This window comes from Streptomyces nymphaeiformis (assembly GCF_014203895.1).
Taxonomy (GTDB): domain Bacteria; phylum Actinomycetota; class Actinomycetes; order Streptomycetales; family Streptomycetaceae; genus Streptomyces; species Streptomyces nymphaeiformis.
On the sequence record NZ_JACHJY010000014.1, the window covers coordinates 63582 to 75912 of the forward strand.

Below are 12331 nucleotides of genomic sequence, written 5' to 3' on the forward strand. Positions count from 1 at the left end.
GGACCCGATGAGCAACGCCCTGGCCGTGCCGGCCGTCACCGCCGCCCTCACCACCCTCGTACAGAACGCCGTGGACGGACTCGGGATCAACCCCGGACCCGTCGTCGCCCCGGGCCCCCTCGACAACACGGGGGACCACGCCCGCGTCGGCGTGCACCTGTACCGGGTCTCGCGCAACCCGACCCTGTCCCTCGCCGATCTGCCCACCCGCTCGTCCGCCGGACAGCTCCGGCAGAAGCCGAGGGCGGCGCTCGACCTGCACTACCTCTTCACCTTCCGCGGCTCCAACGAATGGGAGACGCAGCAGCTCCTGGCCAGGACCGCGGCCACGCTGCACACCGTCCCCCACATCACCGCCGCCCTGCTCGCCGACGCGGAGACCGCCCACCCCGAGATCGCCGACAACGACCTGGCCCAGGCCGACGAGCCCGTCCGCGTCACGCCCGAGGCCCTCTCGACCGACGAACTGAGCCGGCTGTGGGCCCTGTTCCCGCCCGCCACCTTCACCGTGACGCTCGCCGTCATCGCCGGCCCCGTGCTCGTGGACGGCGACGGAGACCCCGGTGCGGTGCTTCCCGTCCGTACCCTCCTCCTCGGTGCCACGCCCTTCACCCCTCCGCGGCTCGACGGAGCGGCGGGGCCCGAGGGCAGGGGCGCTCCCGTCCGGGCCGCCCACCCCATGCCCGATCTCCATCTGCACGGCCACGCCCTCTCCGCCCGCGAGGGCGAGATCAGCGAAGTACTGGTCGACGGCGCCGTCGTCACCGGGGTGACCGCAACGGACGACACCCACCTCGTCCTGGCCTCCCCGGCCCTCTCACCCGGCCGACGGCGCATCGTCGTCCGCAGAAGCGGGCCGCCCGCGCATCCCACACTCTCCTCGACCCGCCCCTCGCAGGTCAGCGCGCCCGTCGTCGTCCTCGTGGTCCCCACCCTCGGCACGGTCACCGCCACCACCGGCGCCGGCCACCACCCGGGACTGCGCACGGGCACCGTCTCCGCCGCCGTCACCCCGCCGGTCGGATCCGGCAACCGGGTGCGGCTGCTGCTCGACGCCACGACGCCCGGATCCTCGGCGTCGCTCGTCCTCACGGTCGACCTGCCGTCGTCCCATCCCCCCGCCGCGCAGGTGGACTTCACGGTGACCGACGCCCCCGCGGGCCCGTACCGGGTCACCCTCGAGGTCGACGGCGCACGCAGTCTCCCCGCCCTCGACGCCAACGGCCTGTACGTCCCCACGGTGGTGACCCTGTGACCCTCTCCGACACCGCTCCCCGCCTCGACGCGGACGACCGCGACCGGGTCTGGGCCCGCGACAACCAGCGGCATCTCGCCCTGGCCGCGGCCGCCGCCGCGGCCCGTCTCGACGCCCGCCCGGACGAGGCGGACGAACCGGCCCGCGCCGCCGAGCTGCTGGCCGCCGAGGTCCGCGAGACCACGGGCCTGCCCACCGCCCTCGACCGGCTCTGCGGACTGTTCACCCTCACCGCGTTCGAACGGGACGTGCTGGTCGCGGTCGCCGCTCCCGAACTGGGCCTGCCCACGGCGACGGGTCCCGTCACCTTCGCCCGCGCCCTGGCCGCACTGCCGGACGCGCACTGGAGCGCCCTGCTGCCCGACGCCCCGCTACGGGGCTGGCGCCTGCTCGACGTACCGGCCCAGCTGCCGCCCACCGAGTTCGGCGGTCTGTCGCAGCTGCCCCTCGCCGTCGACGAGCGCATCCTGCACGCCCTCCTCGGCGCCGACACGACGGACGACCGCCTGGCCGGGCGCGCCCGCCTCGTCGCCCCCGTGTGCCGCCTCGCGCCCGGGCAGGGTGCCGTCGTCGCCTCCCTGGCCGCCCTCGTCCGCCCCTCCCCCGGCACCGAAGGCTGTCTGCTCTCCGGGGAGGACCGGCTCACCCGCCGTCAGGCCGTCGTCGACGCCGCCGAGCGGATCGGGCTCACCGTGCTCGCCGTCGAAGGGCCCGACCTGCCCGACACCGCGCCCGCGATGGACACCCTGGCGCGCCTGCTCGCCCGCGAGGCGGGGCTCGGGCTGCGGCTGCTGCTCGTCGAGGGAACCGCCGAGACCCTGCCCCGCTGCGTACGGCTGCTGGCCGCCGGGGCACCGCTCGGTGTCTCCGCCGTCCTGTCGGCGGACGAGGCACCCCCCGGCAGCGAACTCCCGGTGCTGCGACTGCCACCCGCGTCGACGGGCGAACGGCGGGACCTGTTCGCCGCCGCCCTGAACGAGGCGCGCCTCACCGAGGACCCGGCCGAACTCGCCGAGCGGCATCCGCTCACCCCGGCGGGCATCGCACTGGCCGTGGAACGCACCGGCCGGCTCGCGTCCGCCCCCAGCGACGGGCGGCCCGGCTCAGGGAACGGGCGGCCCGGCTCCGAGCGGCTCGGCTCCGAGCGGCCCGGCCCCGGTGACGGGCCCTCCGGAGACAAGGGGCCGTGGGCCTCCGATGTCGCGGCGGCCTGCCGGGCGCTCGCCGAACGGCCGCTGCACGGCCTCGCCACGCTGCGTCGCCCGGCGGCCGGTCTCGACGACCTGGTCCTGCCCGATCAGGCGAACCGCTCCCTGCGCGCCCTGCTGGCTCACGTACGAGGGCGCCGGCAGGTGCACGGCGCATGGGGGTACTCCGCGCGCGGCCGCGGCCTCGCCGTCACCGCCCTGTTCGCCGGCCCGAGCGGCACCGGCAAGACCACGGCCGCCGAGGCGGTCGCCCACGAACTGGGCTTCGACGTGATCGCCGCGGACCTCAGCCAGGTGGTGAGCAAGTACATCGGCGAGACCGAGAAGCACCTCGCCCGGCTGTTCGACGCGGCCGAGGCCGGATCGGTGCTGCTGTTCGACGAGGGCGACGCCCTCTTCGCCAAGCGCACCCAGGTACGCGACAGCCGGGACCGCTACGCCAACCTGGAGGTGTCGTACCTGCTGCAACGCCTGGAGACCTTCCGCGGCGTCGCGATCCTCACCACGAACGCCCGCGAGGCGATCGACCCCGCCTTCGTCCGCCGGATGCGGTTCGTCGTGACGTTCCCCTTCCCGGACGCCGAGCAGCGCGCCCTGCTGTGGGCCGGGGCGTTCCCGCCCGGCGTGCCCACCGACGGGCTCGACCCCAGGCGCCTCGCGCAACTGGCCGTCAGCGGCGGCACCATCGCGCAGCTGGCCCTGCACGCCGCGTTCCTCGCCGCCGACGAGGGCGTCCCCGTGGGCATGCGCCATGTCCTCGACGCCGCCAGGATCGAGAGCGACAAGCTCGAACGCCCACTGGCCGCCAACGAGATCCGCGGCTGGGTCCCCTCATGACCGACGCCGCCGGCAGCACCGCCGCCTCGGGCCTCCAGGGAGCGGGCGCGCCCCTGGAGCCGGGGGTCCGCGACCAGTTGTCCACGAGCTACGGCCACGACTTCTCCCCGGTCCGTGTCCATGCCGGTCCCGCCGCGGACCGGGCCACCGCCGAACTCGGCGCCCTCGCCTACACGGTGGGCAACGACGTCGTCTTCTCTCACGGCGCGTACGATCCGCTGTCGCGCCGGGGCCGGGCCCTCATCGCACATGAGCTGGCCCATGTCGCCCAGCACCGCGGCCACCCCTCGGCGCCCGGCTTCCTGCGGACACACCCCTCCGTGGCCCCGCCCGCCGCCGACGCCCGCCTGGAGCAGCAGGCACACACGGCGTCCGCGTTCCACGCCCGGGGCGAGCCGCTGCCCTCCGGGTGGCGGTGGGAGCGGCCCGCCGGCCCCTTCCTGGGCCGCGCCGACATGAGCTGGACCAGACTGGAGCCCAAGGACCAGTACACCGTCGAGTACGCGGACGGTCAGCGCACCGTCCAGGAGGAGCAGCGCTCCCCCGGGGACCCGGCCGGCATGGTCCGCGTCAACCTGGGCACCTTCGTCGTCCCGCAGAACAAGGGCCCGTGGAAGGAGACGTACGACGCCGTCGCCAAGGCGAAGGGCCTGCAGGCGGTCGTCAAGATGTCCGGGAACCACCCGAGCTCCGGGCTGTGGGAGAAGCGGGCCCCCACGAAGGAGCTGCGCAGACTGTGGCTGCTGCGGATGCAGTGGCCCAAGGAGCAGGCCGCCGCCTGGTGGAAGGACGCCGGCGGAGACGCCTCCACGAAGGGCGAGGACTTCGACCCGAAGGTCGACTCCACTCCGTCGCAGATCGACCACATCGTCGAACTCCAGCTCGGCGGCTCCAACGTCCCCGAGAACCTCGCCCCGCACGACGGGCCCGACAACGAGGACAGCGGACGCACCATCGCCCGGCACGTGCAGCAGGCGGCCTCCTCCGTCTCGGCGGCGCTGCACGCCAAGGGACGCAAACGGCCCGACCAGATCGTCCTGTGGTTCGGCTCCGCCGACCAGCCCAAGAAGTACGACGAGAAGAAGGACGTGAAGCCGCTCGATCCGCCCTTCGGCTCCCGCAAGGCCCAGTCGGCGCTCCAGGTGCACTTCACGGCCGAGGCCGACCTCAAGGCCGGGAGACGGCCCTCGGCGGACGACCTCAAGAAGGCCGCCGACGCCTGGGCGGCGTACAAGCGCTATCCGCTCGCCAGCGGACCGGGTCGGCAGGAACTGCGCGTCCCGGACAAGCCTGCGGGCGACGGCCACGACGAGATCGAGACCAGTGCCGTCCCGGAGAACCGCGCCGCCCGGGAACTGATCGCGGGCGTCGTGCTGGAGAAGCTGAAGCGGCCCTCGTCGGGCAAGGGCGCGCACGTGATCACCGCGTGGATCGACTCCGAAGCGCACCCGGTCCGGGCGGGCACCCGACTTCCCATCAGCATCCCGAAGGCCGAGGACAAGGAACTCACCCTCGACGTGAAGGACCCCTTCACGACCGGCGCGCTCTCGCTGCGCGGCGGGAAGCAGGAGGTCCGCTTCCTGTACCCGTACCTGTCCACCGGCAGGCTCACGCTGTCCTCGACCGAGCAGGGGCTCGAAGGCCATGGAACGCTCACCCCCAGCGTTCCCCTGCTGTCCCGGGTGCCGATCACGGTGGACTGGGACCGCAGCGGCTTCCGCGGCTCGGCGCAGGCACCCGCGGAGAAGCTGTCGCTGCCGCCGTTCAAGGTCACCGAGGCCGCCCTCGCGCTGAGCATCGCGCCGCAGCTCCAGGTCGGCGGCCATGTGGCCTTCGCCCTCGGCTCGGTGGTCACCGGCCGCGTGGACGCCGGGGTGGACGCGCAGGGGCTGTTCGCCAAGGGGTGGCTCGTCGGGCGCGTCCCCGGTCTCGACGAGGCGACCGGCGACGTGGAGTACCGTCCCGCGACCGGACTCACCGGGTTCTTCGTCGCACGCTCCTCGAAGCCCTCCGGACTGGTGCGCGGAGGTGAGGTACGGCTCGACGTCGACGGCGGTACGTGGCGGGTCGGCGGCCAGGTCGACGTGATGCTGCCCGGCGACAACCCCGCCCAGCTGACCGTCCGCAGGTCGGGCGACCGGATCCTCTACGGCGGCAAGGCCCTCCTGAAGGTCCCGGGGCTGCGGCCGGTGGACGTCGCGGTGACCTACGACGGCGAGCGCGTGACGGGCACCGCCCGTACGACGTTCGCCCTGCTCGGCGCCGAGGGCGAGATCGCCCTGCGCTACCGCGACGGACTCTTCGGCGGAGACGGGTCCATCGAGCTCAGGCGCGGTCGGTTCGCCGGCCGGCTCGACGCGCACCTCGACGAGGACGGCCGGATCAGCGGCCGCGGCACCGGCAGCCTGACGATCCGGCCGGGCCTCGTGGGCACGGTCGGCGTCGAGTACGGCCGGGACCGCAAGCTCCGCGTCTCCGGCGAGTTGCGCTTCCCCCCGTACCGCTTCCTGGAGCCCCGCGGCGCCCGCCACGAGCTGTTCCGGCACAGCCTGCCCGACATCCCGATCTTCGCGATCCCCCTCGGCATCGGGGCGGTCGGCCTGGTCGCGCGCATCGGCGGCGGCCTGGCGGTGTTCTACCGGTTCGGGCCGGGCGAGATCCGGGACATGGTGATCCGCGGCGCGTTCAACCCGCTCGAAGAGGACATGAACGCCGAACTCGCGGCGGAGGCACGCCTCGTGCTGCCCGCCGAAGCGGGGCTCGAGATGTTCGTACGGGCCGGCATCGGCGCGTCCGTCGCCATCGCCAGCGCCACCGGCGGCATCACCGTCACCGGCGGCGTCCTGTTGCGCGGCGGCCTCGACGCCAGTGCCAAGCTCGCCTACGCGAAGGGGATCCTCAGCTTCGACACCCTGGCCCGCATCAGCGTGCAGCCCGTCCTGACCCTGCGCGTCGAGGCGGACATCCTCATCGAGGCGGCGGTCGGAGGGTCCTGGCGCTTCCCGTACGAGCTGGCGTCCTACTCGTACGCCACGGGCCTGGAGTTCGGTCTGATCGCCCCGTTCCACTACCAGTCCGACCAGCCGCTCCGTCTGCCCGAGGCCCGCGACATCCAGTGGATCGTGCCCCAGATCGACGTCGGCGCCCTCGCGAACCGCGTGGCGGGCCAGGTCCGGGCCGGTCTCGGGTTCTGAGGCGGGCCCAGCCGCCGCGCGGCCGGGCCTCCCGCCGCCGAAGGACGTGAGTCGGTGAACCGCCGCCGCGGGGCTCGCCGGGTGAAAGGGACGGCTCAGGCGATGAACGAACCGTGCCATCCCGCCCCGGCCGCGAGGGTCTCGCCGACCGACAGCAGCACCAGGCATCCTGTACGTGCTGCACAACGACATCGCCTGGCAACTGCTGCCTCTGGAGGCGGGGGTCGGCTCGGGTCAAACCTGCTGGCGGCGTCTGGAGCGGTGGCAGCAGGCCGGGGTATTCGACCGGCTACACCGGATCCTGCTCGCCGAACTGAACGCGGCCGGTGGGCTGGACTGGTCGAGGGCATGCCGCCCGTCGCGGGTCGCCCCGGCCGCCCACGGCGACGCCCCGAAGCCCTGCTCGGTGACAAGGGTTACGACTCCGAGCCCAACCGCCGCGAACTGCGCAAGCGCCGAATCCTGCCGGTGATCTCCCGCAGAGGTACCCCGAACATCAAGGGCCTGGGCAAACTCCGCCACGTCGTCGAGCAGACCTTCGCCCTGCCCACCCCGTTCGAACGCCTCGCCGTCCGCTGGGAACGCCTCACCGAACTCCACGACGCCTTCGCCTCCCTGGCCTGCAGCCTCATCTACTGGAGAAGGCTCAAGAAGGACCGAACATGCTCGCTCTACAAGCTCATAGGACACTGTTTTAGTAATCCGTTTCCCTCCGATAGCAGTCTGGAGACTTGCCGGAGGAGTGGAACCTGGGCAGGTCGTCGCGGAAAAAGAAGATCTGCCGTTGCCCTGCGCCGTGGATTTCATCAGCGGCCTTCTTTGAAACATCCAGGCAGAATTTCTCGGTCAAAGGGCCACGATTCCCTGACCTGCTCAACTGAAGCGATCCCTCGTACTGGCCGGGCTGGAAGGTCCAATCGTCGGCCCAGAACACGAGTGTGGGCTGCTGCGGTTTGTCCTGGCTGACAATGAACGGGGCGGGATCGCTGGTCCAGCTGTAGTTGATCTGGTCTGAATTGAAATCGTATACGTACGTTCCGGTTTCGTGCCAGTAGAAAATCGGCTTCTTTGAAGACGGGATCGCACCGACTGGAGTCAGCTCTAGATGCGCATCAAGAATTACCTCGACATCCTGGGTCTTGAACCTGGTGGAAACCGTCGGCTGGATCTGAAACACCGTTCCGTTGCCCACCGGCCCAGTGCGCAACAAGTGAGGTAGCGTCACATCAATTCTGGGCTTCTGCTGGAGCTCAGTGAAGTTGTAGATCGAGAAAGCAAGGGCGACAACAGCGGCTAGCGTGGCAGCCCACGTGTGCACACTGTCGAATCGCGTTCTTCGAAACTCCGTCGCCCCCGCATCCGTGTCGTTCACGCGTCTACTCTCTAATGAGATCAGAGCCGTCGGTCTGATGGTTGCTCCATTTGGCCCGTACGACCGCCGAGGGTGAAATCGTGGTGCCGTAGGGGCTGACGGGCTGCAGTCCCCTGCGGGACGAGGGCGGTCCGCAGCCTCTGCGGTCGCAGGGGCCGGCCTTGTGAACAGGATGGCCGAGATCAGAGTCACGGTCAGCCACACCGTGGAGGCGTAGGACGATCGCAGCCTTGGAGCGCGCGGAACTGGAGGCAGATCCGCGGCCTTCTGCCTGATCCTCCATCAACCGGTAGCAGAGTTGGGCATCAGCTCTGTGGGCTCTGTCGTGATGACTCCCGTCCACCAACCCGGTTTGTCGCTCTCCTCCCAGGAGATCGTGAGCGGTCGGCCGACCAGTTCCTCGGCCTTGGCGTGTGCGGCTGTCCGGGCTTCGCCGGGTTCGCTACCTGCGCCGGGCTGGTCGAGGTAGCCGTCGACGATGCCGCCGGCGCAGTACACGGCAAAGCGCCACACGTCAGGCGTGCGATACAGAACGAACGTCTTCGGTGTCCCGAGCCTGTCCCGCCAGTGTTTTCGTCCGCTCCCCATGCCCGCACGGTAGCGGTGGGAGCCCAGGAGCCGCCTGTGCGTTTCAGTCCAGGTATCGTCGTATCGTCCGTCCCGGTCGGTAGTCGTTGACAGGGGTGGGTGGCATGCACAACGAGCGGCTGTCCGATGAGGAGTTCGAGCTGTTCGTCCAGTACCTGCATCGGTTCGCGAACCACGACGTGGACATCTTCGCGCGAGTGGAAGCCGGGTATCCCGAGCACCCCGTCTACGTGTTCTTCGGCAGGGACTACCCCCGCTCGGAGACGCCTCCGACTATCGGCGGCCGTTCGCGGACCGGCCGCAGCCGACGTCCACGGCTGACATCAACGACGGTGGATGACGGCAGTCCGGCACGGGTCTCCACCGCACCCGTGAACAGCAGCCCACCCCCGCCAGGTGTCGCAGGTCCGAATCCTGCCGGAGGCACAAGCCGAAAGGGCACCCACCGATCTCGGTAGGTGCCCTTCGACGTCCACGGCTGACCGGTGGGATCAGCCGAACAGCCGGGAACCGAGCGGGTGCTGCCGGTCGAAGCCGGGGAGGATCAGGAAGGTCGCACTGGCGGTCGTGGTGGTGAATCGCAGCAGCGCGTCGGAGGTGTCCATGTGGGCAAGGGTGGCGGTGAAGGTCCGCAGGTCGTTCTGGAAGCTGATGAAGAGCAGGCCGGGGGCGGGATCGTCGGTGCTGTAGGAGCGGCGGAGCATGAGGCCGGTGCCGACCACGGCGGGGTTGGCCCTGCGCACGTGGGAGTCCGCGGGGACGAGATAGCGTCCGTCCGGTGTCTTGGCGCCGAGGTCCGGGCCCGACGCGACGGGGCCGCCCGACAGGGGGACACCGCTGGCCCGGCGGCGTCCGAAGACCGCCTCCTGCTCGGGTACGGACAGGGCGGCGAACCGCTGCAGGTCGAGTTCCATGCGCCGCAGTACGGCGAGGGTGCCGCCGGCGACTGCGGGAGGCCCGGCCAGCCACAGGTCGCGCTGTTGTTCGGCGTTCGTGTGCGGGCCCACGATGCCGTCGATGAAACCGAGCGGGTTGCGGGGCGCGGTCAGACCGTTGCCGACGGGCACGTTCACACCGCGACGCGCGGACTGCCGCCAGCGTTCGTGGACACGGTCGCCGGCCTGGTCCAGGAGCGCGGCAGCGACCACCGGGAGGAGCAGCGCGTCGCCGGCACAGATCTGGATCAGCAGGTCACCGCCCCGGGCCCGGGGCTCGATCCGCTCGCGGGAGAACCGGGGCAGGTCCGCCGCGCCGGGCAGCGAGGTACCGGCCATGCGGACCAGCCGGGGGCCCACGCCTACGGTCACGGTGAGGTCGCCCGGCGGCAGGCCGAGGAGTCGTGGGTCGGTCCCCTCGACGAGTGCGTGGACGGCCCGGCCGAGTTCGGCCAGTAACGGACCGGGAGCCACGCCGTCGTTGAGGTCGGCCACCACCGCCAGGAGGTTCGGCTGGGCCGGTTGCGGGAGCGTGACGCCCGCCTGGTGCAGGCCGGTCGGTGACACCTGCGCCCCTGACGCGGGCCGAGCCGCGGGGGATTCGCACCCCGCGGTGAGGGCGGTGGTCGCCACGGCCCCCGCGGCGCCGATGAACGCGCGGCGTGACGGACTGGAGTCGCCTCGGTGCATGCAGTCAGCGTGCCACACCGGAATCACCCGTGCCGGTCAACCTCCCTTTTCCCGGATTGAATTGAGTGGCGCCATGCCAGACTGGGATCATGCCTCGATTAGCTCTTCGCGTGCTGGCCGCAGTGCTGGGCACGTTGACACTTGTGAGCGGCTGTGGCGACGGCGATGGCGGATCGAGCGATGGCCGGCGACCGAGCGGTGCGCGGGTGACGATCCGGGTACCCGGCGACGCCCCGACGATCTCGGCCGCGGTGTCGTTGGCGCGGCCTGGTGACCTGGTGCTGGTCGCCCCGGGCGTGTACCACGAGTCGGTGAAGGTCTCCACGCCCCGTGTCACCCTTCGTGGTGAGTCCCGGGACAAGGTCGTCATCGACGGACGGCTGCAGCAGCCGAACGGTGTCGTCGTCGCGGCGCCCGGGGTGGCCGTGGAGAACCTGACCGTGCGGAACAACACGCAGAACGGCGTGCTGGTCACGGGTTCGGCGAAGGCGGCGGCCGCCGGGCTGCCGGGGCGAAGCGGCGGCTACGACACCGGTGACGAGCCCGTCACCTTCCTGAAGTCGTTCCTCGTCTCGCATGTGACCGCGACCCGCAACGGGCTGTACGGCATCTACGCGTTCTCCGCGCAGAACGGCGTCATCGAGCACTCCTACGCGTCAGGCGGGGCCGACTCGGGGATCTACGTCGGGCAGTGCAAGCCCTGCCGCATCGTGGTGCGGGACAACATCTCCGAACTCAACGCGGTCGGTTACGAAGGCACCAACGCCGGCGGGGACATGTACGTGGTCGGCAACCGTCTGGTCGGCAACCGGGTCGGCCTCACCACCGGCTCCGACCACCAGGAGAAGCTGCTCCCGCAGCAGGACGCCGTCATCGCGGGCAATCTGATCGCCGTCAACCAGCAGCGGGCCACCCCGCAGCAGGCAGACGGCGGGTGGGGCATCGGCATCGGCGTCGACGGCGGCAGCTCCAACCGGTTCGTCCGCAACCGCATCGCCGACAACAGCAACGCGGGGCTGGTGATCACCGCGACCGCCGACATCCCCGCGGTCGGCAACCAGATCACGGACAACACGTTCACCGGCAACGGCGTCGACATCGGCTGGACGTTCCCCACCGCCGCGCGAGGGCGGGGCAACTGCCTGCGCGGCAACGATCTGCGCAGCACAGTGCCCGCCCGGCTCGCGACCACCGCGTCCTGCCCACTGTCGGCCACGACGCTCTCGCCGGCCGGCCGGTGGGCGATGCCGACGGCCCCCGGCGGCATCCCGTTCACCGAGGTGGCGGCGCCTGCTCCGCAGCCGCAGTTCCCCCATGCCCTCACCACGGGCGCCACCACCGTCCCGGCCGTGCCGGACCTGCCGGACCTGGCGGGCGTCCCGCTGCCGTCGGCGTCCCTGCTCGCCGCGGGCGCGCGGGTGCGGACACCCTGAGCGCCCGCCCCGCCCCGACAGCCCCGGAGCCTCGGTGTCCCCGAGCAGTGGCTACCTCTTCGGGGTGACTCCGGGTACCGGCGTGACCGGCACGTACTTCTGGGTGTCGAACGCGATGTCCACCGGCTCGGGCGCGGAACCGACGCTGACCCGGACCCGGTACATCGTGCCGTCCTCGCCCACCCAGTAGCGCACATTGCCCGCCGTGCCGGAGCGGTCGGGGGAGGACGGCCCGGTCATGACGTCCGCCTGATGCCCGTCCACCTGGTCCCGTCCCCACCAGGAGGCGCCGTTCTGCGGCAGCAGTTCGGCGTTGTCCGGGCGGTCGCTGCCGAGACCGAGCGCGATGGTCAGCGAACTGTCCAGCGAGCTGCCGGAGGGCTGCAGCGGACGGCGGTACCAGCCCGTGCGGGGCGGCGAGGCGGGGGCCTGTGCCGGGGCGTTCGTCATGGGGTGGACGAAGACCGAGTCGGCCGTCCACTCGATCAGCCCTTCGCTGGACGTGTCCCGCCCGGTGCCGTGCACCACGCCGTAACCGACCTTGCCCCGGTAGTCGACGGACCCGGTGACGATCAGCCCACCGGCGGTGCCCGGCACGGTGATCGTCACCGCGCGGCCGCGCGCCTCGTAGTTGCGGAACCGGGTGATCGCCAGCCGGTTCGCCTCGTCCGAGGTCAGTGCGCGCGGGCCGCCGGCTTCGGATCCCCCGCCGGTCCCGCCGGTGAGCAGGAACGCGGCACCCACCGCGACGGCGGCCGTGACGAGGGCGACGGCCACCCGGCGTGGCCACGGCCATCGACATCGGCCGCCAGTTGCAGG

General features: G+C 71.7%; 9 protein-coding genes and 1 pseudogene. 5 read left to right on the plus strand and 5 right to left on the minus strand.

Annotated features, from left to right (window positions below; all coding sequences use genetic code 11):
• Positions 1–7: 7 nt before the first annotated feature.
• From GGE06_RS37815 to GGE06_RS44160, 4 genes and pseudogenes are all read left to right on the plus strand, one after another.
• Positions 8–1255 carry a Pvc16 family protein gene (locus GGE06_RS37815; RefSeq protein ID WP_184932935.1) on the plus strand — a complete coding sequence of 416 codons (1248 nt, stop codon included), beginning with the start codon at positions 8–10 and terminating at the stop codon, positions 1253–1255.
• Positions 1252–3300 carry an ATP-binding protein gene (locus tag GGE06_RS37820; protein ID WP_312883449.1) on the plus strand — a complete coding sequence of 683 codons (2049 nt, stop codon included), beginning with the start codon at positions 1252–1254 and terminating at the stop codon, positions 3298–3300. Before GGE06_RS37815 ends, GGE06_RS37820 begins: the two co-directional genes overlap by 4 nt.
• On the plus strand, positions 3297–6494 hold the full coding sequence (locus tag GGE06_RS37825) for an eCIS core domain-containing protein (RefSeq protein ID WP_184932936.1): 3198 nt from the start codon (positions 3297–3299) through the stop codon (positions 6492–6494). The genes GGE06_RS37820 and GGE06_RS37825 overlap by 4 nt, the downstream gene beginning before the upstream one ends.
• Before the next feature lie 175 nt (positions 6495–6669).
• Positions 6670–6729 (plus strand): annotated as a pseudogene (locus GGE06_RS44160) (hypothetical protein); the annotation flags it as partial.
• Here the strand turns inward: GGE06_RS44160 and GGE06_RS44165 are convergent.
• The 4 genes from GGE06_RS44165 to GGE06_RS37845 all read right to left on the minus strand — a co-directional run bounded on the left by GGE06_RS44165 (position 6729) and on the right by GGE06_RS37845 (position 10079).
• Positions 6729–7094: a hypothetical protein gene (locus GGE06_RS44165; protein WP_376773641.1), complete on the minus strand. Its 366-nt coding sequence runs from the start codon at positions 7092–7094 to the stop codon at positions 6729–6731. The pseudogene GGE06_RS44160 and the gene GGE06_RS44165 overlap by 1 nt on opposite strands.
• 94 nt (positions 7095–7188) lie before the next feature.
• Positions 7189–7866, minus strand: a complete 678-nt coding sequence (locus GGE06_RS37835) for a hypothetical protein (RefSeq protein WP_184932937.1) — start codon at positions 7864–7866, stop codon at positions 7189–7191.
• 282 nt (positions 7867–8148) lie between these two features.
• On the minus strand, positions 8149–8454 hold the full coding sequence (locus tag GGE06_RS37840) for a hypothetical protein (protein ID WP_184932938.1): 306 nt from the start codon (positions 8452–8454) through the stop codon (positions 8149–8151).
• 491 nt (positions 8455–8945) lie between these two features.
• Entirely contained in the window at positions 8946–10079 is a 1134-nt protein-coding gene (locus tag GGE06_RS37845; RefSeq protein WP_184932939.1) for a Dyp-type peroxidase, read from the minus strand.
• An 89-nt stretch (positions 10080–10168) separates the two neighbouring features.
• On the opposite strand from GGE06_RS37845, the gene GGE06_RS37850 reads away from it, so the two are divergent.
• Positions 10169–11512: a right-handed parallel beta-helix repeat-containing protein gene (locus tag GGE06_RS37850; RefSeq protein ID WP_184932940.1), complete on the plus strand. Its 1344-nt coding sequence runs from the start codon at positions 10169–10171 to the stop codon at positions 11510–11512.
• 51 nt (positions 11513–11563) lie between these two features.
• Here GGE06_RS37850 and GGE06_RS37855 read toward each other — a convergent pair whose 3' ends face one another.
• Positions 11564–12289 (minus strand): hypothetical protein, encoded by a 726-nt coding sequence (locus tag GGE06_RS37855; RefSeq protein WP_376773635.1) that lies wholly within the window; start codon positions 12287–12289, stop codon positions 11564–11566.
• Positions 12290–12331 lie beyond the last annotated feature (42 nt).